The following is a 23,089-nucleotide window of genomic DNA, read 5'->3' on the forward strand; positions in this document are numbered from 1 at the left end:
TGATGGGCGTGCTGCACCGAGCCCGCCACGTCCTGGTGGCGGTCGGCGTGCTGGTGGCGGCGATCGGCCTGGTGCTCTCGGGCTGCACGGTGAGCCCGCCGCCGGCACCGCAGAGCACCGACACCCCGCACAACACTCCGCCGCCGCCGCAGCACCCTACCCAGATCATCATGGGTATCGACTCGATCGGCGCCGGGTTCAACCCGCACCTGCTGTCCGACTTGTCCCCGGTGAACGCGGCGATCAGCGCCCTGGTGCTGCCCAGTGCGTTCCGTCCGGTGCCTGACCCCACTTCGTCGACCGGGTCGCGCTGGGAGATGGACCCGACGCTGTTGGTTTCCGCCGATGTCACCAGTGAAAACCCGTTCACGGTGACCTACAAGATCCGGCCGGAGGCGGGGTGGACCGACAACGCCCCGATCGCCGCTGACGACTTCTGGTATCTGTGGCGGCAGATGGTCAGCCAGCCCGGCGTGGTGGACCCGGCGGGATACGACCTGATCACCTCGGTCCAGTCGCTCGAGGGCGGCAAGCAGGCCGTCGTCACCTTTGCGCAGCCCTACCCCGCGTGGCGGGAGTTGTTCAGCAACCTGCTGCCGGCGCACATTGTCAAAGACGTGCCGGGCGGGTTCTCCTCGGGGCTGGCCCGCGCGTTGCCGGTTACCGGCGGGCAGTTCCGGGTGGAGAACATCGACCCGCAGCGCGACGAGATCCTGATCGCCCGCAACGACCGCTACTGGGGACCGCCCGCCAAGCCGGCGCTCATCCAGTTCCGGCGGGCGGGGGCCCCGGCCGCATTGGCCGACTCGGTGCGCAATGGCGACACGCAGGTGGCCCAGGTGCACGGCGGGTCGGCCGCGTTCGCTCAGCTGTCGGCCATCCCGGACGTGCGGACCGCCCGTATTGTGACGCCGCGGGTGATGCAGCTGACGCTGCGGGCGAACGAGCCCAAGCTGGCCGACGCGCAGGTGCGCCGCGCGATCCTGGGGTTGGTCGACGTCGACCTGCTGGCAGCCGTAGGCGCCGGCAGCGACAACACCGTCACGCTGGCCCAGGCGCAGGTCCGTTCGCCCAGCGACCCCGGCTATGTGCCGACCGCACCGCCGGCCATGAGCACGGCGGCGGCCCTGGGGCTGTTCGAGGCGGCCGGCTTCCAGATCGAAACCAGCGCCGCGGTTTCGCCGGCGCCCAGTTCGACGACGGCGCCGGTGAGCACCGGACCGCCGGAAGTCATCCGCGGCCGGATCAGCAAGGACGGCAAACAGTTCTCATTGGTGATCGGGGTGGCCGTCAACGATCCGACATCGGTGGCCGTGGCCAACACGGCCGCCGACCAATTGCGCAATGTCGGCATTGCCGCGAGCGTGCTGGCGCTGGACCCGGTGACGTTGTATCGGGACGCGTTGAACAACCACCAAGTGGACGCCCTGGTGGGCTGGCATCAGGCCGGTGGGAACCTGGCCACGTCGTTGGCGTCCCGGTTCGGTTGCCCGGCCTTGGAGGCGACCGAGGTACCGGCTCCCAACGCGCCGGCGAAAGCGTCGTCGACAACCACCCCGGCCACGCAACAGGCAGCACCGGACACGACGTCGCCCCCGACCAGCCCCAGCCGTCCGCCCGAACCGGGCGCCCTGGTGAAAGCGCCGTCGAACCTCACCGGGATCTGCGACCGCAGCGTCCAGTCCAACATCGACGCCGCCCTCAACGGATCCAAGAACATCAATGACGTGATCGCCGCGGTGGAGCCCCGGCTGTGGAACATGTCGACGGTGCTGCCCATTTTGCAGGACACCACGATCGTCGCGGCGGGTCCCAGCGTGCAGAACGTCAGCCTGACCGGAGCCGTGCCGGTCGGCATCGTCGGCGACGCCGGTCAGTGGCTCAAGACCGGGCAATAGCCTGAAATCGTTGCTAGACCGATCATTTCGGCCGGCAATCCAAACCGGGCGCATTCCGCGCGGCGTCGTGCGGGCCCACCAATTGAGCCCGCGACAAATTGTTACGAAAATCTACGTTTAGAAATCGCACGCTCCGGTCAACCCCCGCGATACGCTTCGGTCGGGGGTAGAGGGCACCTGATCGGGCCGGGGTAAGCCAGCAATCATTGCGGTGAGGGGTCGGTCCATGTCATATCTCTTTGTCGAGCCACAAATAATGTCGGGGTTCGCCGCCAATTTGTCCGGTATCGGTTCGGCGCTCGGCGCCGCCAATGCGGCCGCTGCGGCATCCACCACGGGCGTGGTGGCCGCGGCCGCCGACGAAGTGTCGGTGCAGATCGCCGCACTGTTCTCCGAGAACGCGGCGGGTTATCAGCAGGTCAGCGCCCAGGTAGCGGCTTCCTACGAACGCTTCGTGCAGGCCGTGACCGCAGGTGCCGGCGCCTATGCCGCGGCGGAGGCGAATGTCGCGCAGGCATTGGTCAACGGGTTGGCCGCCCCGGCACTGTCGATCGAGGGGCTCGGTCAGGCGTGGGCCGGCTTCACGGCCAACGTGGTCAATGCCGAGCTGGCGTTCAACCAGTCCCTGGTGGGCGCCGAGGTCGCGCTGCGCCAGGCCGTCTTCGGCAGCGGCAACGCCCTGTCCAACGCTGCGGACGCCGGATTCAACTTCGCCAACTCGTTTGTGGGCGGGGGTCAGCAAGCCGTCAATCTGCTTCTGGGAGCACAGGTTCCGTCGAACTTCAGCTCCAGTCTGGTCATCAACAGCGCGCTGGACGCCAACGCCGGACTGACCGGGCTGTCGGGCGCGATCAGTGGTGGACTCACCGGCCTGGGTGCCCAGCTCAACGGTGCCCTGTCAGGCAGTCTCGGCGGTGCGCTGCCTGAGCTGTCCGGCTTCCTGCAGGCCGGAAATGCCTTAGCCGCCAACGTCAATGCCGGCCTCGCGGGGTTGGCTCAGACCGGCGGCATGCTGGCAACCAGCTTGAGTTCAAGCCTGACCGGCCTGGCTCAGACGGGCGGGTCGTTGGCAGCCGAGATCAACGCGGCCCTGGCCACGCTGCCCGGCGGATTCGACGTGACCCTGCCTGCCTTGACGGGCGGGTTCACCGCGAATCTGCCTGCGCTGGTTGCCGATATCACGGGCGGGTTCCCCAGCCTGGGTGCTCAGCTCGGTACCGCATTGAACGGTGCCCTGTCCGGCAGTCTGGGACTGCCCAGTTTCCCGGCCCTGGGCGCCAACTTGGCAGCCAACGTCAACGCCGCGCTGTCCGGGTTGACCGGCGGAGTCGGGCTGAATCTGCCTGCGCTGGTTGCCAATATCACCGGCGGGTTCCCCGCCGTGGGCGCTCAGCTCAGCACCGTGTTGAACGGGGTGTTGTCGCCGAACTTCGCGATCCCCAACTTCACGATCCCCAACTTCGCGATCCCCAACTTCGCGATCCCCAACTTCGCGGCGTTGACGCAGGCCGGTGCCACCCTGGCCGGCAACCTCAGCGCCGGGCTGGCCGATTTGGATGTCGCCCTGCCGGCGCTCGGCGGTCAGGTCAGCGCCGCCCTGACGGGTGCCTTCAACGGCGATACCGCAGGGCTTACCGCGCTGATCAACGGGGTGGCGGCGCTTCCGACGGTCGGGGTGGCGGGCTTCGAAGAACTGCAGAGCGGTCTGTTGAGTGGGCTGGTCGCCAATGAGATCGCCTTCAACCAGGCTCTGGTCGCCAACGAGCGGGCAGTGGTCAGCGCACTGCTGGGCCCTGCGGCACTGACAGGTCCGGCCGGATACGCCATCAACGCCACCAACCTGCTGGTGGGTACCGGGGAGCAGTTGGTCAATGTGGTTGTCGGCGCACCGGCGTCGGCCGGCTTGACCAGCAGCCTGCTCTTCAGACCCGAGCTCGCTGTCGGCGGCTTCCCGGCCGGCGGTGGCCTGACCGGTGTCGCGCACCAGTTGCTGGCGCTCAACGCCGCGGTGGGTGGTGTGCCGGGGCTCGACACATCGTTGTTGACGCAACTGGGCCTGACCCCAACCGCCTTGCAGGCAATGGTCGACGGCCAGTTGGCCTTCAACGCCAACCTGGTCGCCAGCCAGCAGGCCTGGCAACTCGCCACGTTCGGCACCGGCGGTGCCCTCAACGGTGCGGTGAACAACGCCTTCAACGGTTTGAACCTGCTGTTGGTAGGCACGCCGCAGGGAGTCATCAATGCCGTACTCGGCGCCCCCGCCGCAGATCTGACCGGGAGCCTGCTGGTCAGCGCCCCGGGCGATGTCTTCGGCGGCGTCACCGCCGGCGGCCTGTTGGGGGCCCTCGAGCAGAAGTTCTTGTTCGATGCCGCAGTATTGAGCAACCTGGGCTTTCCCGTTCAGGTAGCCCTCACCGGCGGGCTGCCCAGCCTGCTTGCCCAGCTCAACGCGACTTTGACCGCCGCGCTCAGCGGCACCGGCACTGTCGGCGGCACTATCGGCGGCACGGTCGGCGGTGGGGGCGGCGGTGGCTAGCTCCTGAGCCGAGTACATCCCCTGATTGGCCCGTCACCGCTGCGGTGGCGGGCCGATCGGCTTGTCGGTCCGAAGTCATCCGAGCGGCGCCCATAATTTATCTAATCCAATTTATAAAAACCGACGGCACGGCCGCTGTTGCTTGGTTACGATCCGGTCATCTGAATACCGTCACGATCGGCCGGGGCGGGCCGTCGTGGTAGGACTGGGGGGAACGGTCATGTCTTATTTGGCGCTGGCGCCGGATTACTTGGCTTCTGCGGCAACGGATCTGGCCGGCATCGGCTCGGCGATCGGAGCTGCAGGCACGTCGGCCGCGGCGGCGACGACGTCGGTGTTGCCGGCCGGCGCCGACGAGGTATCCGCCGCTATCGCAGGACTGTTCGGCGCACACGGTCAAGCGTTTCAGAGCCTCAATGCCCAAGCGGCACGGTTCCACGATCAGTTCGTACACACGATACGCGCGGCGGCCGCCGCCTACTCCGGCGCCGAAGCGGCCAATGTGTCGCCGCTGCAGGCGGTTACTGCCGCCGCGTCATCTCCGATGCAGCAGTTGGAGCAGGCCCAGATTGCCTTCAATTCGAATTTGCTGGCCAATGAGTTGGCGTTCAATCGTGCGTTGGTTGACAGCGAGATTGCGTTGGAGCGAACGGTATTCGGCACCGACAGCGCTCTCAACGGTGCGGTCAACCGCGGCTTCAACGCGATGAACCTGTTGGTCGGTACCGGCGAGCAGGCTTTGAACACGTTGGTCGGCGTGCAGGTGCCGCCGACCTTTACGTCAAGTCTGCTGTTGGGCAGTGGGGCCCAGGCCTTCAACAGCGGCGCAATCGGGGGCCCGCTGGGCGCTTTCGACCAGAGTCTGGTGGTGGGCGCCGACCTCGCCGGCCTGGCGCTGGGCAGTGCGCCCGGGCAGGCGCTGGTGAGTCTCCTTCCTGCACCGGCACAGTCGTTGCTGAGCTCACCCGGCACTTTCCTGCGGCAGCTCGAGCAGGCGCAGATCGCTTTCAATTCGAATCTGGTGGCCAATGAGTTGGCGTTCAACCAGGCGCTGCTGGCCAACGAGGTCGCCTGGGAGCAGCAGGTTTTTCAGACCGACAGCGCGCTCAACGGCGCGTTGAACCGTAGCTTCAATGTCGGAAACCTGTTGGTCGGCACCGCTGAACAGACGCTCAACCTGTTCACCGGAGCGTCGGTGCCGGCAGACTTCACCGAAGGGCTGTTGCTGGGTAGCGCGGCTCAGAGCTTCAACGGTGGCCAAATCGGGGGCCTGCCGGGGATTTTCGGTCAGAGCCTGATGGCCGGCGCGGATATAGTCGGACTGGTCACCGGTCGCTGAGCAGCCCGGCGCCGAACCGGCGTCAATTGGTCTGCACTGCAGCTATTTTCGGGGGTATGACGGTATCCACGATGAGAGCCAGCTCCCGGCGGCTCGGCGGTGTGCCGGTAAGCATGAAATGCTGGTTGATCAGGGCCGGTCCGATGCGAGCCGTCATCGGGGTGATCCTGGCCGGGTCGATATCGCCTTCGTGAACCGCCGTTTTCAGAATCGACTCGACGATCTGCATACGTGGAAAGACCACCGCTTGGACGAAGATCGCCCGTAGCTCGGGCTCGTGTATCAGCTGACTGATGATCTCAAGGCCGGGGAAATCGGTCTTTCCGGCCAGCACATCGCGATGAGCCGTGAACACCGCAAGCAGGTTCTCGCGCGGCGACCGGCCCGGGCGCGGCTCGGGCAGCGGTGGCAGGTTGTGCGTCATGGCGGCGTGCACCAGGTCGTGCTTGCTGGCCCAACGCCGGTACAACGCGGCCTTGCCGGTATGCGCGCGCGCCGCAATGCCTTCCATGGTCAGACCGCCGTATCCGACCGATGCCAGCTCCGCCAGAGTCGCCGAGTAGAGCGCGCGCTCGAGTACTTCGCCACGCCGACGGCTTCCGCCGGCGCGCTGGATCTGCTGCGACATTCGTCGATAGTAGCCGTTGCCGTTCCTATCAGTGCCTGATGACGGCTTTTTCCCGCCGAGCCGGCAGCGGTAGGGTTCGACCATGCCTGAGACGCCGCGGCTGCTGTTCGTGCATGCGCATCCCGACGACGAAAGCCTGGCCAACGGCGCCACGATCGCGCACTACACCGCCCGCGGCGCGCAGGTCCACGTCGTCACCTGCACCCTGGGCGAGGAGGGGGAGGTCGTCGGTGACCGCTGGGCCCTACTTGCCGTCGATCACGCGGATCAACTCGGCGGCTACCGCATCGCTGAACTCAGCCGGGCCCTAAACGCGTTGGGCGTCGGCGGCCCCATTTACCTTGGCGGGGCAGGGCGTTGGCGCGACTCCGGCATGGCCGGCACCGAGCCGCGAAGCACGCGCCGATTCATCGACGCCGACGAACGGGAGGTCGTCGGCGCCCTCGTTGCCCTGATCCGGGAGTTGCGCCCACACGTGGTGGTGACCTACGACCCCAACGGCGGTTACGGCCACCCGGATCACATCCGCGCACACGAGGTCACTACCGCGGCGGTGGCCGCCGCCGGCCGCCCCGCGGACTATTCGGGCGACCCGTGGCCGGTGCCGAAGTTCTACTGGACCGTCCTGGCCCGGGATGCGATGTTGGCAGGCGTGCGCGGACTGGCCGCCGAAGATCTGCGACCCGAGTGGACACTGCCACCGGAACAGATTCCCTTCACCTACCCTGAGGACGACATCAGCGCGGTCATCGAGGCCGGCGCGGACGCGCACGCGGCCAAGGTCGCCGCACTTGCCGCGCATGCCACGCAACTCACCGTCGGTGCGACCGGGCGTGCCTGCGCGTTGTCGAATAACCTTGCACTGCCGATCCTCTCGCAAGAGCACTACGTTCTGGTCGCGGGCTCGGCGGGAGATCGGGACGAACGCGGGTGGGAAACGGATCTGCTTGCCGGGCTGGGCATCACCGGTTCGGACAACTAGTCTTTTCAGACAGGCCGCCTCGAAAGGAAGAGGAAGGAATTCGCATGGACCCCGACCTGGACCCCAACCTCCAGCACTGGCAGGACCGACTCGACAACCTGCAGTGGGTAATCGGTTCGGTCCTCTCACAGATCGACAGCGTCCCAACCTGACCGACACCCAGTCACGCGCCGTCTCGCGGGAGGAGACCGGCGCCACGGATCCGGCGATACGTTTTGTCGTTCTCGCGCTGCTGGCGGTCGACGGAGTGCTCTCCGCGGTGGGCGGGGCGTTGCTTCTGCCCTCTTATATCGGCTCGATTCCCTTCCCGATCAGCGCCTTGATCAGCGGATCGGTCAACGCCGCCCTGGTATGGGCCGCGAGCCGGTGGACCACCTCGTCCAGAGTGGCCGCCTTGCCGTTGTGGACCTGGCTGCTCACGGTGGCCGTCGCCAGCCTGGGCGGTCCCGGCGGAGACATCGTCCTGGGTGGCCACGGCGTAATGGCGTACGCGGCGCTGCTGCTGATCGTGCTGGGCGTCGCACCGCCGGTGTGGGTGCTGTGGCGACTCCGCGCCAACCGTTGAGCGCCGGTCAGGGCAGTGGCGGCCACGGCGGCAGCGGCGGGAGGAAGCTGCGGAACCAGTTGTACTCGTTCACCAGGAATTGGTTGATCGACGCCGACGTGGCGGACCAGAAGTTGTTCAGGCCTTGACTGAAAGTGATCGTTCCGGCCAACCAGTCCAGCGAGTTGAACAGGGCGGCTTGGACCATCGGCTCGAAAAGGTAATAGAAGATGTTGATCTGCGGCGCCAGAATGCCGACGTAAGGCACCCAACCGGCGAAGTAGGAGGCCAGGTTGAAGCCGTATTGCACGTACGGTTCGACGACGTTGTAGAAATTCTCGATGGCGGTGGCCCACGACACGGGTATCACCGCCGCCGGTGCCGCCTGGGCGGCCAATGGGCCCAGGAGCGCGCTGGTGGCGGCCGCACTGCCAATTCCGCCGGTCGGCGTCAACCCCAAGGCGCCCAGCAGGTTGCCGACACCGACGCCCTGGAACGCGCTTTGCACCTGCGTTGCAACCCTGGTGGCGGCTGCGGCCAATCCGGATGCCCCCGGCCCGGTCAGCGGCTGACCCAGCAGTTGCCCCGCCGGCGCGTTGACCGCGTCGAGAAGAGTCCGTGCCGCGCCGCTCTCGGCGTTGGCGTAGGCAGCCGCGCTGCCGCCCAACGATTGAACGAACTTCTCGTGAAACTCCGAGACCTGGGCACTGAGCTGCTGGTAGCCCTGGGCATGCGCCGAGAACAGTGCTGCGACCTGCGCGGATACCTGATCGGCTGCGGCCGCGACCACCCCGGTGGTGGGCAGCGAGGCGGCGGCGTTGGCTGAGCTGATCTCCGAGCCGATACCGGCGAGGTCGGATGCGGCCGCCTTCAGCGCCTCCGGCGCCGCATGCAGAAACGACATCCCATTCACCCCTATTTGATACCAGGTGCGGCTAAATCCGGTCCGCTTCCGACTCGTTGGACAGACTCGGATCGTATCGCGATCGGCGTCTGCAATTGCGGTACTTGACCAAATAGGCCGCTGATCGGGCGTGCCGGTCAGTCGCGTGCGGGCCGCCGTCTGCCGCTACTGTTGCGATGTGGGACCGGGGCTGCCCAGTTTCTCACGGCGTGGAACGTTCTCAGGGAGTGGGAAATGCGGATGAAATCAGAGAGCGGGGAAGTTACACCAACGTGCCAGTAACACCGGGGCTACCGGAGCCGATGGTTTTGCCCAATCCCGTCGTGCCACCCAAAGTCAGTGGCTCGGCGCTGCGTCGAGTGCTGCGCCGGGCCCGGGACGGGGTGGTCCTGAACATCGATGAGGCCGCCGTCGCGATGTCGGCACGCGGTGACGATCTGACCGATCTGTGTGCCAGCGCGGCGCGTGTCCGGGACGCGGGCTTGGAATCGGCCGGTCGGCGCGGACCGAACGGCCGGTTGCCGATCAGCTACTCGCGCAAGGTCTTCCTGCCGGTCACCCACCTGTGCCGGGACAACTGCCATTACTGCACGTTCGTCACCGTTCCGGGCAAGCTGCGCGCCCAGGGGATGGGCATGTACCTGGAGCCCGACGAAATCCTGGACGTCGCACGCCGCGGTGCCGAACTCGGTTGCAAGGAAGCGCTATTCACCCTCGGTGATCGGCCCGAGGATCGCTGGGCCGACGCCCGCGAATGGCTCGAGGAGCGCGGCTACGACTCCACCCTGTCCTACGTGCGGGCCATGTCGATCCGGGTGCTGGAAGAAACCGGGTTGCTGCCGCATCTGAACCCCGGGGTCATGACCTGGTCGGAGATGTCCCGCCTCAAGCCGGTGGCGCCTTCGATGGGCATGATGCTGGAGACGACGTCGCGACGGCTGTTCGAAACCAAAGGGCTGGCGCACTACGGGAGTCCCGACAAAGACCCGGCGGTGCGATTGCGGGCTTTGACCGACGCCGGCCGGCTGTCCATTCCGTTCACCACCGGGCTGTTGGTGGGTATCGGGGAGACGCTGATCGAGCGAGCCGATACGCTGCACGCGATTCGCAAGTCGCACAGAGAGTTCGGCCACATCCAAGAAGTGATCGTGCAGAACTTCCGGGCCAAGGAACACACGGCGATGGCCGCCGTGCCCGACGCCGGCATCGAGGACTACCTGGCGACGGTCGCGGTGGCCCGGCTGGTGCTGGGTCCGGGTATGCGCATCCAGGCGCCGCCCAACCTGGTGTCCCGCGACGAATGTCTGGCGCTGCTCGCCGCAGGTGTCGACGACTGGGGCGGGGTCTCGCCGCTGACGCCCGACCACGTCAACCCGGAGCGACCCTGGCCGGCGTTGGCCGACCTGGCCACCGTCACCGCGGAGGCGGGCTTCGACCTGGTGCAGCGGTTGACCGCGCAGCCCAGGTACGTGCTGGCCGGCGCGGCCTGGATCGATCCGAGGGTGCGGGGACACGTTGTCGCACTTGCCGATCCGGACACCGGGTTCGCGCGTGACGTCAACCCGGTGGGTATCCCGTGGCAGGAGCCCGACGAGCTGGCGTCCTCGGGCCGGGTGGATCTGAACGCCGCGATCGACACCGAAGGTCGCAACAGCGAGGCGCGCAGCGACCTCGAGAGCGCCTTCGGCGACTGGGAATCCATCCGCTCGCACGTCCAAGAGCTCGCAGCCCGTCCCGCCGAACGTATCGACACAGATGTGCTTGCGGCATTGCGGTCAGCCGAGAACGATCCCGGCGGCTGCACCGACGACGAATACCTGGCGCTGGCCACGGCGGACGGGCCCGCGTTGGAAGCGGTTGTCGCACTGGCTGATTCGTTGCGCCGCGAGGTGGTCGGCGACGACGTGACCTATGTGGTGAACCGCAACATCAACTTCACCAACATCTGCTACACCGGCTGCCGGTTCTGCGCTTTTGCACAGCGCAAGGGCGACGCCGACGCCTACTCGCTGTCGGCGCAGGAGGTGGCCGACCGCGCCTGGGAGGCCCATGTTGCCGGTGCCACCGAGATCTGCATGCAGGGCGGGATCGACCCCGAGTTGCCGGTCACCGGTTATGCCGATCTGGTGCGCGCGGTGAAGGCCCGGGTGCCGTCGATGCACGTGCACGCGTTTTCTCCGATGGAGATCGCCAACGGCGTCACCAAGAGCGGGCTGAGCATCCGCGAATGGTTGACCGCGTTGCGGGAAGCCGGATTGGACACCATACCGGGCACCGCCGCGGAGATATTGGACGACGAGGTGCGCTGGGTGCTCACCAAGGGCAAGTTGCCGACGTCGCTGTGGGTCGAGATCGTGACCACCGCGCATGAGGTCGGTCTGCGGTCATCCTCGACGATGATGTACGGCCACGTCGACAACCCGAAGCACTGGGTCGGGCACCTCAATGTGCTGCGCGGGATCCAGGACCGCACCGGCGGCTTCACCGAGTTCGTGCCGCTGCCCTTCGTCCATCAGAATTCGCCGCTGTACCTGGCCGGCGCCGCACGGCCGGGGCCCACGCTCCGCGACAACCGCGCCGTGCATGCTCTGGCTCGGATCATGTTGCACGGCCGCATCTCGCACATTCAGACCAGTTGGGTGAAGCTCGGCGTGCAGCGCACTCAGGTGATGCTCAACGGCGGCGCCAACGACTTGGGTGGCACGCTGATGGAGGAGACGATTTCCCGGATGGCCGGCTCGGAACACGGGTCGGCCAAATCGGTCGCGGACCTGGTTGCCATTGCCGAGGGTATCGGCCGGCCGGCGCGACAGCGCACCACGACCTACGCGCCGCTGGCTGCCTGAAGCCGCATAAAACCGCGAGCGCAACGCCGGCGCTACTCCGTTTGGAGCGGCGCCGCGGCGTTACGCTCGCGGGCCGGAACTCAGTAGTTGTTGCAGACGTTGGCGACGGTCTCAACGACGCCGATGTACTGCGAAGCCCCTGGCATGGCCTGCAGCTGGGCGGCCATCTGCGCCCGCGCCGGCGGCGGTGAAGCCAGGAACCGCTGCAGGTAGCTCAGAGCGATCGGCGACGAGTTGAGCTGCGCCGCGGCACCCGGGTTGGTCGCGTTGAGCGCGGCGATCACCTGCGGGTAGCTGCAGGTCGTGTTGACGACCCCGTCGTACGGATCTGCCGAGGCGACTCCGGCTCCCAGACCCAATGACATGGCGACAGCGCCGGCGGCGACACCCATTCCGATAAACGACAGCCTCATATTGTGGATACCTTCCCCAACTATTGCACCGCTAGCTTCAACGGCGACGACATCTGCCCAGCGGTTGCCGTCTCCGGTCAAGGCTACCAGGCCCCCTGGACTTGCTCCTACGCAAATTGTTATCGCACTACTCTGTGCGGACGTAACTATTCCCAGGTCAGCGGGTGGTAAACCACTGTTTCGCGGTGGGCGAAATCGACGGCCCGGCACCGGTCAAAGCCGGGCCGCCAGTTCGGTGCCCTGTCTGATGGCGCGTTTGGCATCCAGCTCGGCGGCGAGCGCCGCGCCGCCGATGACGTGCGCGCCGATCCCGATCTGCCGCAACTCGTCCTCGAGGTCACGCACCGATTTCTGGCCGGCGCACAGCACGACGTTGTCCACCGCAAGGACTCGTGGACTGTGCCGCTGCTTGCCGAAGCTGATGTGCAGGCCGTCGTCGGTGATTCGCTCGTAATTCACCCCCGAGAGCTGGCGCACGCCCTTGGCTTTGAGCGAGGCCCGGTGTACCCACCCGCTGGTCTTGCCCAGCCGCCTGCCCTGCGGGCCCGCGCTGCGCTGCAACAGGTAGACCTCGCGTGCCGGCGAGGCGGCCAGGGGAGTGGTAAGGGCTCCGCGCGCCTGGCGGACCTCGTAGGGGTCGGCCACTCCCCACTCCGCTTTCCAGTGCTGCACGTTGAGGGTGGGTGACTGCTCCGTGACCAGCAACTCGCTGACGTCGAACCCGATGCCCCCGGCGCCGACGACCGCCACCGATCTGCCTACGTCCCTTATCCCGGTGATCGCCTCGGCGTAGGTCAGCACCTTCGGGTGGTCTGCACCGGCGATGGCGGGCCGGCGCGGCACCACGCCGGTGGCCAGCACGATGTGTTCATAGCCGGTCAGATCGCCGGCGCCGACCCGGGTGCCGAGCCGGACGTCGACGCCGTGTTTGTCCAGCATTGTGGTGAAGTACCGGATGGTCTCGTTGAATTCCTCTTTCCCCGGGATACGGCGGGCCAGGTCGAACTGGCCGCCGATGAATTCGTTGGCCTCGAACAGCGTGACTTGGTGTCCCCGCTGCGCTGCGCTGACCGCTGCCGCCAGTCCGGCCGGGCCGGCTCCGACCACGGCAACCGTGCGGGCCCGGCGCGTCGGCGACAACACCAGCTTCGTCTCGTGTCCGGCGCGCGGATTGAGCAGACAGGACACCTTCTTCTTGGCGAAGGCGTGGTCCAGGCAGGCCTGATTACAGGCGATGCAGGTGTTGATCTCGTTCGCGCGGTCAGAGGCCGCCTTGAGCACCCAGTCCGGGTCGCTCAACAACGGCCGAGCCATCGAGATCAGCTGCACCCGGCTCGCGGCCAAGATCTGTTCGGCGGCCTGCGGCATGTTGATCCGGTTTGATGCCACCACCGGAATGCTGACGTGCTCGGCCAAGGCGCCGCTGACGTCGACGAAGGCACTGTTGGGCACCGAGGTGACGATGGTAGGAATGCGTGCCTCATGCCAGCCGAAGCCGGAGTTGATGAGGGTGGCTCCGGCGGCCTGCACTTCGGTTGCCAGGGCCAAGGTTTCGTCCCAGCTTTGGCCGTCCTCGACGTAGTCGGCCATCGACATCCGATAGCAGATGATGAAGTCGGGCCCGACCGCGGCGCGGGTGCGTCGCACGATCTGGACCGGGAAACGGCGCCGGTTGGCCGGGGTGCCGCCCCACGAGTCGGTGCGCTTGTTGGTGCGCGGTGCCAGGAACTGATTGACCAGATAGCCTTCGCTGCCCATGATCTCGACGCCGTCGTATCCGGCGTCGGCGGCCAGCCGCGCGCACCGGACGAAGTCCGCGATGGTCGATTCGACGCCGCGGCCGCTCAGAGCCCGGGGGCGAAAGGGGTTGATGGGCGCCTTGATTGATGACGCGCTCACCGAAAGCGGATGGTAGGCGTAACGTCCGGCGTGCAGGATCTGCAGCAGAATCTTGGCCCCCTCGTCGTGCACGGCGGCGGTGATTCGGCGGTGGCGCCGGGCTTCGGTCGAGGTGACCAGTTGCGAAGCGAACGGCAGCAGCCATCCGGTGCGGTTGGGCGCGTAGCCGCCGGTGATGATGAGTCCGACGCCGCCGCGGGCCCGTTCGGCGAAGTACTCGGCGAGCCGGTCGATGTCTCGGGCACGGTCCTCCAGCCCGGTGTGCATGGAACCCATCACTACCCGGTTGCGCAGCGTGGTGAAGCCAAGGTCCAACGGGGACAACAAGTTCGGGTACGACATCAGGGCTTCCTCTGCTGCAGCGCCCGAGCCACCTCATCGAGCCAGTCGATGGTGCTCTCCTCGGCGCGAATACCGCCACGCAGCACCAGGTATTGGTGCAACGCGGCACCGCGTAGCACGGACGGGTCCGGAAAGGCGCGCTGCTGCACGGCGCGGTAGGTGTTCAGGGACTCCGCGCGCTCGGCACGCAACGCACCGACCTGGGCGCTCAACGCGGCCACGTCGCCGTACACGGCGCCCCGCAGTTTGACCGCGAGCTCGCGGGTACCGCTGTCGCTCAGTGCGCTTCCGCGGCCCGGGCGGGACGAGCGCAGCGGCGCGGCGATCCAGCGCGCCAACTCTTCGCGTCCGCTTTCCGAGACCGTGTAGACCTTCTTGTCGGGGCGCCCCTGCTGGGCCACGGTCGCCGCGCCCACCCAGCCCTTGGTCTGCATCGCGCGCAACGTCCGGTAGATCTGCTGATGAGTGGCGCTCCAGAAATAGCCGATCGAGCGGTCGAAGCGGCGGGCCAATTCATAGCCCGAACCGGCTTGTTCGCACAGCGAAACCAGGATCGCGTGGGGCAGCGCCACCCCGGCACCTTAGTTGCGGCGGGCGGTACTATGCAACCGGTTTCATAGGGGCCGGGCTGATGACAGGCGTGCCAATTGCCGGAGTTGTATGTGCGACGTTTAGTATCAGTAACCGAACGCTCACCCGGGAGTCCCCTGCGGTGACGAGAGCAGCAGCCCACATCGAGCCCGTACATGAGGACATGTTGAGGAGACGTCCGTGACGTACACGATCGCCCAGCCCTGTATCGACATCAAAGACAAGGCGTGCATCGAAGAGTGCCCGGTCGACTGTATTTACGAGGGTGCCCGGATGCTGTATATCCACCCCGACGAATGCGTCGACTGCGGAGCCTGTGAACCCGTCTGTCCCGTCGAAGCGATCTACTACGAAGACGACGTGCCCGACCAGTGGAGCCAGTACACCCAGATCAACGCGGACTTCTTCGTCGAGTTGGGCTCACCGGGCGGTGCGGCGAAGGTCGGCCTGACCGAGAACGACCCGCAGGTGGTCAAGGACATGCCGCCGCAAGGCGAGGACGACTGAGCGCGCGACAGCTACGCCGTGTGTCGGCGTCGCTGCCGGAGTTTCCCTGGGACACTCTGGTCGCGGCAAAAGCCGCGGCGGCGGCGCATCCGGACGGCATCGTCGACCTGTCCGTCGGCACCCCGGTGGACCCGGTCGCGCCGCTGATTCGCGAGGCGCTGGCCGCGGCGAGTTCGGCGCCGGGTTATCCGGCTACCGCGGGGACCGCGCGGTTGCGGGAGTCCGCGGTGGCGGCTCTGAACCGCCGATTCGACGTCACCGGCCTGACCGAAGCGGCGGTCCTGCCGGTCATCGGCACCAAGGAGCTGATCGCCTGGTTGCCGTCCCTGCTCGGGATCGGGGCGGGTGATGTGGTGGTGGTGCCGGAATTGGCCTATCCCACCTACGACGTGGGCGCGCGGCTGGCCGGGGCGCACGTGCAGCGGGCGGATTCTTTGACGCAGCTGGGTCCGCAGTCCCCAGCGCTTCTGTACCTGAATTCGCCCAGCAACCCGACGGGCCGGGTGCTGGGCATCGACCACCTGCGCAAGGTGGTGGGCTGGGCGCGGGAGCGGGGCGTGCTGGTGGCCTCCGACGAGTGCTATCTGGGGTTGGCCTGGGAGCCTGCCAATAAGCCGCTTTCGGTACTGCATCCCTCCGTGTGTGACGGCGACCACACCGGCCTGCTGGCGGTGCACTCGCTGTCGAAGAGTTCGTCGCTGGCCGGCTATCGGGCCGGGTTCGTCGCCGGTGACGCCGAAGTGGTCGCCGAACTGCTGGCCGTACGCAAGCACGCCGGCATGATCGTGCCGACGTCCGTGCAGGCCGCCATGGTGGCCGCCCTGGACGACGACGAGCACGAGAAGGTGCAGCGGGAGCGGTATGCGCGGCGGCGCGCGATCCTGCTGCCGGCGTTACGGGCCGCGGGTTTTTCGGTGGACCATTCCGAGGCCGGTCTGTATCTGTGGGCCAGCCGTGGTCAGGACTGCCGGGACACCGTCGGTTGGCTGGCCGAACGCGGCATCCTGGTGGCACCCGGTGAGTTCTATGGCCCCGGCGGTGCGAAACACGTCCGCGTGGCGCTGACCGCCACCGACGAGCGCATCGCCGCCGCCGTCCAGCGCCTGGCCTAACCCCTCACCCCTTCGCCGCGAACCCCTCACCCTTCGCCGCGAGCAGTCGCAAACTCGCATGATTTCCACGGCTGTTGTGCGATTTCGCGTCTGCTCGGCGAGGATAGGCGGGGGGCAGTGGCGGGGCGCCGGCCGGCTGATGCCGCTCAGCGCGGTGGCCGGGGGCTCACCTCGTTGAGCAGGTTGATGACCTGCGCCGCCAGCTCGTCGATGTCGGCGTTGGTGGTGTCCAGCACGAGGTCCGGGTTGTCCGGCGGCTCGTACGGCGCGTCGACTCCGGTCAGGCCTTTGAGCTCGCCACTGCGGGCCCGCGCGTAAAGCCCCTTGGGATCCCGCTTTTCGCATTCCGACAGCGAGGTGGCGACGTGTACTTCAAGGAACGGGAGTTTGGCGGCCGCGCTGAGGGCGCGCGCCGTTTCGCGGTCGGACCTGAGCGGCGACACCAGGGAGGCCAGCGCCACGACACCCGCGTCGGCGAGCAGCCGCGTCAAATGTCCCACCCGCCTGATGTTTTCGGCGCGGTCGCCGGGGGAGAAGCCGAGGTCGTCGGAGAGGCCGTGGCGCAGGTTGTCGCCGTCGAGCAGGTACGCGACACGGCCCGATTCGACGAGCGCACGCTCCACCGCCACCGCGACCGTGGACTTGCCGGATGCCGGCAGGCCGGTGAACCAGATCGTTGCGCCCGGCTGCCCGGTGGCGTTCCAGCGGTGCTTGCGGTCCAGAGCGGACGGATGCCAACGGATATCGGTGCGCTGGTGGGAGCCCGGCTTGACTTCCCGTGCCTCGACGATGGTTCCGGCGCCGACGGTGTCGTTGGTGGACTCGTCGATGAGGATGAAGGCGCCGCTGTCCCGGTTCTCGTCGTAGGGGTCGGCGATGACCACCGAGCTGGTGCGCAGCGTCACGGTACCGATGTCGTTGAGCACCAGCTCGACTGGACCGTCCAGCTCGTCCAGGGTCTCCGGGTCCAGCCGCGAGTGCAACTCCTGCACGGTCGCCCGCACGCTCTTGGTGGTCTGCTTGAGGGCGAGCCGGTCACCCGCGCGCAACGGGGAATCGATGAACCAGCACACGATGGCGTCGAGTTCACGGGCCAGCACCGGTGCAACCGCGTCGTCGGCACCGCTGATGAGCACGTCACCGCGACCCACGTCGATGTCGTCGGCGAGCTCGATGGAAACAGAAAGCGGCGCAACGGCTGTCGTTCGTTGCGCGTCGAGGGTGTCCAGCGCGGTCACCGTGGAGCGGGTACCGGCCGGCAACGAGATCACCGGATCGCCGACGCTCAGCGTGCCCGCCGCGAGACGCCCGGTGTACCGGCGGCGCGCTTGTGCGGTGGGCCGCGAGACCCACTGCACCGGCAGTCGCAGCCACGAGGCCTGCGCCTGCGGGGCGACGAGTTCCACGTTCTCCAGATACTCCAGTAGTGTCGGCCCGCCATACCAGGGGGTGCGGTCGGAACGGTGCACGACGTTGTCCCCGAGCTTGGCGGCCAATGGGATCACGGTCAGGTCGACGTCGCCCAGTCGCGCGGCGACGTGGCCCAGTTCCTCTTCCACCTTGGTGAAGCCGCCCTCATCGAAGTCGATGAGGTCGATCTTATTGACCGCTGCCACAAAGTGATTGATTCCCAACAGTTTTGCGATCCGCGCGTGCCTGCGGGTCTGGCGTAGTACACCGGCGCGCGCATCGACGAGCAGGATGGCCACGTGCGCATTGGAGGCGCCGGTGAACATGTTGCGGGTGTAACGCTCGTGGCCGGGGGTGTCGGCGAGGATGTAGCTGCGGTTCTCGGTGGAGAAGAAGCGGTAGGCGACGTCGATGGTGATGCCCTGTTCGCGTTCGGCGCGCAGCCCGTCGGACAGGGCCGCAAGGTCGGCGATGCCCTCCTCGTCGGTGACGGCCTCCAAGTGGTCCAGCGGCAGGCTGTCGGTGTCGTGCAGCAACCGGCCGATCAGGGTGCTCTTGCCGTCGTCCACCGATCCCGCCGTGGCGATGCGCAGCAGCTGTCGCGTCAAGCCCTTGCCGGACGACACATTTCCGGCCTCTTCGGTGGTGGTCATCTTCCGGTACCTGCGCCCCTCATCTTCCGGTCCTTCCGTCGGTCATCAGAAGTAACCCTCTCGCTTGCGGTCTTCCATGGCCGCGGCGGACGTCCGGTCGTCGGCACGGGTTTCCCCGCGCTCGGACACCGTCGCCGCCGAGATCTCGCTGATGACCCGGGTGATGTCGGTGGCCTCGGAACGCACCGCCCCGGTGATGGTCAGGTCGCCGACGGTGCGATACCGGACCCACTCCACCGCGGCGGTCTCCCCGTTTTGCGGACTGGCGTACTCCGACACCGCTAACAGGATGCCGTCGCGTTCGAATACCTCACGTTCGTGGGCGTAGTAAATCGATGGTATCTCAAGGTTTTCCAGCTCGATGTAGCGCCAGACGTCGAGCTCGGTCCAGTTGCTCAGCGGGAACACCCGGACTTGTTCGCCCTTCTTGATCCGGCCGTTGTACAGGCTCCACGGCTCTGGGCGCTGCGCCCGGGGATCCCACTGCCCGAACTCGTCGCGGAAGCTGAGGATCCGTTCCTTGGCGCGCGCGCGTTCCTCGTCGCGACGGGCCCCGCCGAAAGCCGCGTCGAAACCACCTTCTTCGAGGGCGTCGAGCAGTGTGCGGGTCTGGGCGCGGTTACGGGAAGCGCTCGGTCCAGGGTCGGGCACGCGGCCCTTGTCGATCGACTCCTGCACCGAGGCGACGATCAGCTTGTGTCCTTCGCCGGTGACGCGGCGGTCCCGGAACTCGATCACCTCGGGAAAATTGTGCCCGGTGTCGACGTGCATCACCGGGAAAGGCAGTGCCAGCGGCCGAAATGCCTTTTCCGCCAGGCGAAGCAGCACGATCGAGTCTTTGCCGGCCGAGAACAGCAGCACCGGCCGCTCCAGCTCGGCGACGACCTCCCGGATGATGTGTACCGCTTCGGCTTCCAGCAGGCGGAGTTCGTCGACGTGGGTCGTGTCAGGCGCTAGCACCATAGCAGCCGCTCCTTGCCTTGTCCTGTCGCGTGTCTTGCTCGAATCATGTTGGCAGACCCTGTCTTTCGGCGTCCTCACGGTAGCGATCCACCCACTCGTCAGAGCGCTGGTCGGCTTGGCGCTGCAGCACCGGTTCAGGTGCCAGTCGCCGGTCCAGGCCCAAGCGCTCGAGGATGTCGCCGACCACCTCAGTCAGGTTGCGCCACAGCACGGGATAGGAAACCTCGATCGGTTCGACGTTCTCTTCGGCGAACCAGGCCCGCCACCCCGTCTCCTGGTCTTGCAGCATCTTGACCACGTGAGCGATCGCACCGGCGTGGTAGGTGGCACGTGCATCGCGCACCGGGTCGGGCCTGCCGCGCCACACTCGCGTCTGGACTGCCCGCCAGAACGACACGGCCTGTGACACCACATCCGGCCGGTGGATGTGGATCAGCAGCGGGTCCTCGCCCACCACATCGCGGATCGCGGCCAGCAGCCCCTCACCTGACCGTTCCTTGAGGCCGGTCACCCGGTCCAGCAGCAGCGGCGTCTGATTCCACATCAGCTTGCCGCCCCACACCCCGTTGGGTGTCCGGCCGACGGTGCGGATGTAGTCGCGCCAGATCTCGGCGGGCGCCAGGTCCGGCTTGCCCTCGTCCAGCGGATCCAGCAGTTTGAGGATGGACTCATCCTCTACTCCGGCGAACCACTCGCGCGGCTGCGGGGACTGGCTGGTGGTAGGCAGGTACTGAAAGAACTCCTGGGGCTCGCCGGCCACGCCGGTGGCGCGCAGCGATTCCACCAGCAGCGTGCTGCCGCTGCGCTGGGACGCCAGCACCAGATACGACGACGGATGATCAGCCACCAAGGAAGCCTAACCGCACGGAAATCCGGTGCAACACTTGCGGTTAGCTTCACCATGAGGGCAACTATTGCGACGGACTGAATGCCGCGCGCGTTCGGGGTCGGCGCTGCGGATTTCCCGCCGGTGGCGCTGGGGTGCCTGGTCGCTCGATTAGTCGGGTGCCTGGGCGGGACGACAGGCACACCCCACGAGTCGCGCGCAGGTTCGCGTGCATCGTCGACCGGCGGGTTTGTGCTCGGTGAGCAATCGGATCTGGCAGCGCTTGACGAACACCCAGTGCCCCGCGATGTGGAGATCGGACCCGCGGTCGAAGAGATTTCCAAAATTTCTGAAGAAAACCTCACTTGCTGTGATGATTGACTGTACGGTTCTGACGAAACATTCAGACTGTTCGGCTCCACCTAGGCGGAGTCGACGGACCAGACAGGAAGATGCCATGGCGAACTTTGCGGTGTTGCCGCCCGAAATCAATTCGATGCTGATGTTCGGGGGTGCCGGTCCGGCGCCCATGCTTGAGGCGGCGGCCGCGTGGGAAGGTTTGTCTCACGAGCTGTCGGCGGCCGGAGCGTCGTTTGTCTCGACTACTTCAGCCCTGACGGACCAGGCCTGGCAGGGCCCGGCATCGGCGGCGATGGCGGCGACCGCGGCCCCGTATGCGGGATTTCTGGACGCCGCCGCTACCCACGCCGCGACCGCAGCTGCGAAGGCCCAGACGGTAGCCAGTGTGTTCGAAGCCGCAAAGGCGGCTACGGTCGATCCGTTGGCGGTCACGGCCAACCGCCACGCGTTCGTACAGTTGGTGCGGTCCAACTGGTTGGGATTGAACGCTCCGGCGATTATGGCCGCCGAGGGCGTCTATGAGCAGATGTGGGCCACCGACGTGGCCGCTATGAGCGGCTATCACGCCGGAGTCTCGGCGGCCGCCGCGGAATTGGTTGCTCTGCCGGATGGCTTGCGGCAGTTTCTGCAGATCTTGCCCGACTTGGGTATTGGAAATAAGGGCACGGGCAACTGGGGAAATGGTAACACCGGCAACGGCAACGTCGGCAGCGGAAACATCGGCGAGTCAAACTTCGGCAGCGGAAACAAAGGCAACAACAACACCGGTAGCGGAAACGTAGGATCCAATAATATTGGCGGCGGAAACCGAGGCGACGGCAACATCGGTTGGGGAAACAGCGGCTTTCGTACGAGCTCGCTATCGGGAAACAATGTGGGCATGGGCAATTTCGGCCAGAGTAATTTGGGCTTCGGCAATAGAGGCAACGCGAACACCGGCGGCGGTAATTTTGGCAACGCCAACATTGGCGCTGGCAACAGTGGCAACGGCAACTTCGGCTTCGGCAACACCGGCCACAACAACATCGGGATTGGCCTGACCGGCGACAACCAGGTAGGCATAAACTTGGCCGGATTGTTGAACTCCGGCAGCGGTAACATCGGCATCGGCAACTCCGGCACCAACAACGTGGGATTCTTCAATTCCGGCGACGGCAACGTCGGCATCTTCAACACCGGCAGCCACCCCCTGCAGCCAGGCAATATCAACAGCTTGGGCTTCGGCAACTCCAGCGGTTCCAGCTTCGGTATCGGCAATGCAGGCGGCGGTAGTACCGGCTTCGGAAACGGTGGAGTGGGAAACACCGGTTTCGGGAATGCGGGCACTCGCAACACGGGCTTTGGTAACGCAGGTGACCTGAACACCGGTTTCTGGGATGCGGGTAACCTAAATACCGGGAGCGCCAACTCGGGCAGTGTCAACACCGGCCTTTGGAATTCAGGCGATGCGAACACCGGTTTCGGGGTGACCACCGATACCGGCTTGTCCATTTCGGGATTCAACAACTCCGCATCAGGTGGCGAATTCAACGGATTTGTCTCAGGCTTCAACAATTCGGCTTCGGGGAGCAGCGTCCGTACGGGCTCGATCTCGGGCTTCGGCAATACGGCCACTGGCGGCATCAACGTCACCGGTGATATATCCGGGATCGGCAATACTGGTGTTCCAGGGTCCGGTAGCCGCTCCGTTTTCAGCGGTGTGACATCCGGCTTCTTTAACACGGGCACCGATCTGACAGGTTTCTTCAATTTCCGGAACTTACTGCAATAGGCGCCGCTCAGGCCGTTGCTGAAGCTTTTCGAGTGCGCGATTGTGGTGCCACCGTGGCTTCGTGCGCTCGTGTGGGCTAGCGCGTTGGCGCTTAACGGCAAGATATGAGATTTGCGGGCGTGGGCCACACCTCGGTGCTGATCAGGCTGCGCTGGGAACTGTAATTGTCTCCTTCGCGATCGTGCCGCTGGGTTGACCCGAAGATGAAGGCGGCGATCAGGAAAGCAAATGTCACTGCGCCGACCACGATGCCGGCGATCGAGAGACCGCGACCGCCTTCACCGGTCCGTTTGATCTGACGCAGCCCCACCACGCCGAAGATCAACCCGAGAATGGATCCGATGCCGCAGGTGAGAAAGCCCGCTATTGCGGCGACGAACGACGCAATGGCCAGCGCGTTCGTCCGCGGCGCCGAGTAGGGCGGCGGGGGATAGCCGTAGGCGCCGTAACGGCCCGGCGCCGACGGAGGGTATCCCGGTGGAGGATAGTTCGGCGGTTGTTCCGTCACCAGGACCTCCACACGGTTCGCAACCAGACTGCGCTGGCGCAGCGCCTCAAACTCTAC

18 protein-coding genes are annotated in these 23,089 nt (G+C 66.4%); 9 read left to right on the forward strand and 9 right to left on the reverse strand.

Features of this window, described 5'->3' with window-relative positions; translation table 11 throughout:
* The first annotated feature begins 2 nt into the window (after positions 1 to 2).
* The 3 genes from AC5Y7D_RS25985 to AC5Y7D_RS25995 all read left to right on the forward strand — a co-directional run bounded on the left by AC5Y7D_RS25985 (position 3) and on the right by AC5Y7D_RS25995 (position 5,773).
* Positions 3 to 1,898, forward strand: coding sequence for an ABC transporter family substrate-binding protein (locus AC5Y7D_RS25985; protein WP_499928662.1), 1,896 nt, complete (start codon positions 3 to 5; stop codon positions 1,896 to 1,898).
* A 226-nt stretch (positions 1,899 to 2,124) separates the two neighbouring features.
* On the forward strand, positions 2,125 to 4,434 hold the full coding sequence (locus tag AC5Y7D_RS25990) for a PE domain-containing protein (RefSeq protein WP_499928645.1): 2,310 nt from the start codon (positions 2,125 to 2,127) through the stop codon (positions 4,432 to 4,434).
* A gap of 220 nt (positions 4,435 to 4,654) precedes the next feature.
* Positions 4,655 to 5,773, forward strand: coding sequence for a PE family protein (locus AC5Y7D_RS25995; RefSeq protein WP_499928646.1), 1,119 nt, complete (start codon positions 4,655 to 4,657; stop codon positions 5,771 to 5,773).
* Positions 5,774 to 5,795: 22 nt separating this feature from the next.
* Here AC5Y7D_RS25995 and AC5Y7D_RS26000 read toward each other — a convergent pair whose 3' ends face one another.
* A complete protein-coding gene (locus AC5Y7D_RS26000) occupies positions 5,796 to 6,401 on the reverse strand; it encodes a TetR/AcrR family transcriptional regulator (protein ID WP_499928647.1) in 606 nt (201 codons plus the stop codon).
* 82 nt (positions 6,402 to 6,483) lie between these two features.
* Here AC5Y7D_RS26000 and mshB point away from each other — a divergent pair, with 82 nt between their 5' ends.
* Positions 6,484 to 7,383: an N-acetyl-1-D-myo-inositol-2-amino-2-deoxy-alpha-D-glucopyranoside deacetylase gene (gene mshB / locus AC5Y7D_RS26005; protein WP_499928648.1), complete on the forward strand. Its 900-nt coding sequence runs from the start codon at positions 6,484 to 6,486 to the stop codon at positions 7,381 to 7,383.
* 103 nt (positions 7,384 to 7,486) lie between these two features.
* A complete protein-coding gene (locus AC5Y7D_RS26010) occupies positions 7,487 to 7,948 on the forward strand; it encodes a hypothetical protein (protein WP_499928649.1) in 462 nt (153 codons plus the stop codon).
* 7 nt (positions 7,949 to 7,955) lie between these two features.
* Here the strand turns inward: AC5Y7D_RS26010 and AC5Y7D_RS26015 are convergent, their stop codons facing one another.
* Entirely contained in the window at positions 7,956 to 8,831 is an 876-nt protein-coding gene (locus AC5Y7D_RS26015) for a PE family protein (RefSeq protein ID WP_499928650.1), read from the reverse strand.
* A gap of 302 nt (positions 8,832 to 9,133) precedes the next feature.
* Here AC5Y7D_RS26015 and AC5Y7D_RS26020 point away from each other — a divergent pair, with 302 nt between their 5' ends.
* Positions 9,134 to 11,677: a bifunctional FO biosynthesis protein CofGH gene (locus AC5Y7D_RS26020; RefSeq protein WP_499928663.1), complete on the forward strand. Its 2,544-nt coding sequence runs from the start codon at positions 9,134 to 9,136 to the stop codon at positions 11,675 to 11,677.
* Between the two features lie 80 nt (positions 11,678 to 11,757).
* Here AC5Y7D_RS26020 and AC5Y7D_RS26025 read toward each other — a convergent pair whose 3' ends face one another.
* The 3 genes from AC5Y7D_RS26025 to AC5Y7D_RS26035 all read right to left on the reverse strand — a co-directional run bounded on the left by AC5Y7D_RS26025 (position 11,758) and on the right by AC5Y7D_RS26035 (position 14,903).
* The gene (locus AC5Y7D_RS26025) at positions 11,758 to 12,090 is read right to left on the reverse strand and encodes a hemophore-related protein (RefSeq protein ID WP_499928651.1); all 333 of its coding nucleotides are present in this window, start codon (positions 12,088 to 12,090) and stop codon (positions 11,758 to 11,760) included.
* Between the two features lie 213 nt (positions 12,091 to 12,303).
* Complete coding sequence (locus AC5Y7D_RS26030) at positions 12,304 to 14,331, reverse strand: FAD-dependent oxidoreductase (protein ID WP_499928652.1); 2,028 nt, start codon at positions 14,329 to 14,331, stop codon at positions 12,304 to 12,306.
* Positions 14,331 to 14,903, reverse strand: coding sequence for a PadR family transcriptional regulator (locus tag AC5Y7D_RS26035; RefSeq protein ID WP_499928653.1), 573 nt, complete (start codon positions 14,901 to 14,903; stop codon positions 14,331 to 14,333). Before AC5Y7D_RS26035 ends, AC5Y7D_RS26030 begins: the two co-directional genes overlap by 1 nt.
* 199 nt (positions 14,904 to 15,102) lie before the next feature.
* Between AC5Y7D_RS26035 and fdxA the strand changes: the two genes are divergently transcribed.
* Together fdxA and dapC are read left to right on the forward strand one after the other, a co-directional pair.
* Positions 15,103 to 15,429 (forward strand): ferredoxin, encoded by a 327-nt coding sequence (gene fdxA, locus AC5Y7D_RS26040; protein ID WP_499928654.1) that lies wholly within the window; start codon positions 15,103 to 15,105, stop codon positions 15,427 to 15,429.
* 20 nt (positions 15,430 to 15,449) lie between these two features.
* Positions 15,450 to 16,541 carry a succinyldiaminopimelate transaminase gene (gene dapC / locus AC5Y7D_RS26045; protein ID WP_499928655.1) on the forward strand — a complete coding sequence of 364 codons (1,092 nt, stop codon included), beginning with the start codon at positions 15,450 to 15,452 and terminating at the stop codon, positions 16,539 to 16,541.
* Positions 16,542 to 16,687: 146 nt separating this feature from the next.
* Here dapC and cysC read toward each other — a convergent pair whose 3' ends face one another.
* The 3 genes from cysC to stf0 are packed head-to-tail and all read right to left on the reverse strand — an operon-like array spanning position 16,688 to position 20,414.
* Positions 16,688 to 18,604, reverse strand: coding sequence for an adenylyl-sulfate kinase (gene cysC / locus AC5Y7D_RS26050; RefSeq protein WP_499928656.1), 1,917 nt, complete (start codon positions 18,602 to 18,604; stop codon positions 16,688 to 16,690).
* A gap of 45 nt (positions 18,605 to 18,649) precedes the next feature.
* Positions 18,650 to 19,567, reverse strand: coding sequence for a sulfate adenylyltransferase subunit CysD (gene cysD, locus AC5Y7D_RS26055; RefSeq protein ID WP_499928657.1), 918 nt, complete (start codon positions 19,565 to 19,567; stop codon positions 18,650 to 18,652).
* A gap of 43 nt (positions 19,568 to 19,610) precedes the next feature.
* Positions 19,611 to 20,414, reverse strand: coding sequence for a trehalose 2-sulfotransferase (gene stf0 / locus AC5Y7D_RS26060; protein WP_499928658.1), 804 nt, complete (start codon positions 20,412 to 20,414; stop codon positions 19,611 to 19,613).
* Positions 20,415 to 20,850: 436 nt separating this feature from the next.
* Here stf0 and AC5Y7D_RS26065 point away from each other — a divergent pair, with 436 nt between their 5' ends.
* Entirely contained in the window at positions 20,851 to 22,524 is a 1,674-nt protein-coding gene (locus AC5Y7D_RS26065; protein WP_499928659.1) for a PPE domain-containing protein, read from the forward strand.
* 91 nt (positions 22,525 to 22,615) lie between these two features.
* Here AC5Y7D_RS26065 and AC5Y7D_RS26070 read toward each other — a convergent pair.
* The coding region (locus AC5Y7D_RS26070; protein WP_499928660.1) for a DUF4190 domain-containing protein at positions 22,616 to 23,089 on the reverse strand (474 nt) is incomplete at its 5' end.

The sequence above is a fragment of the Mycobacterium sp. NGS49 genome (assembly GCF_059812565.1).

Coding starts and splice junctions, on each gene's coding strand:
- AC5Y7D_RS25985 (WP_499928662.1), top strand. CDS start 3: ATGGGCGTGCTGCACCGAGCCCGCCACGTCCTGGTGGCGGTCGGCGTG.
- AC5Y7D_RS25990 (WP_499928645.1), top strand. CDS start 2,125: ATGTCATATCTCTTTGTCGAGCCACAAATAATGTCGGGGTTCGCCGCC.
- AC5Y7D_RS25995 (WP_499928646.1), top strand. CDS start 4,655: ATGTCTTATTTGGCGCTGGCGCCGGATTACTTGGCTTCTGCGGCAACG.
- AC5Y7D_RS26000 (WP_499928647.1), bottom strand. CDS start 6,401: ATGTCGCAGCAGATCCAGCGCGCCGGCGGAAGCCGTCGGCGTGGCGAA.
- mshB (WP_499928648.1), top strand. CDS start 6,484: ATGCCTGAGACGCCGCGGCTGCTGTTCGTGCATGCGCATCCCGACGAC.
- AC5Y7D_RS26015 (WP_499928650.1), bottom strand. CDS start 8,831: ATGTCGTTTCTGCATGCGGCGCCGGAGGCGCTGAAGGCGGCCGCATCC.
- AC5Y7D_RS26020 (WP_499928663.1), top strand. CDS start 9,134: ATGGTTTTGCCCAATCCCGTCGTGCCACCCAAAGTCAGTGGCTCGGCG.
- AC5Y7D_RS26025 (WP_499928651.1), bottom strand. CDS start 12,090: ATGAGGCTGTCGTTTATCGGAATGGGTGTCGCCGCCGGCGCTGTCGCC.
- AC5Y7D_RS26030 (WP_499928652.1), bottom strand. CDS start 14,331: ATGTCGTACCCGAACTTGTTGTCCCCGTTGGACCTTGGCTTCACCACG.
- cysC (WP_499928656.1), bottom strand. CDS start 18,604: ATGACCACCACCGAAGAGGCCGGAAATGTGTCGTCCGGCAAGGGCTTG.
- cysD (WP_499928657.1), bottom strand. CDS start 19,567: ATGGTGCTAGCGCCTGACACGACCCACGTCGACGAACTCCGCCTGCTG.
- AC5Y7D_RS26065 (WP_499928659.1), top strand. CDS start 20,851: ATGGCGAACTTTGCGGTGTTGCCGCCCGAAATCAATTCGATGCTGATG.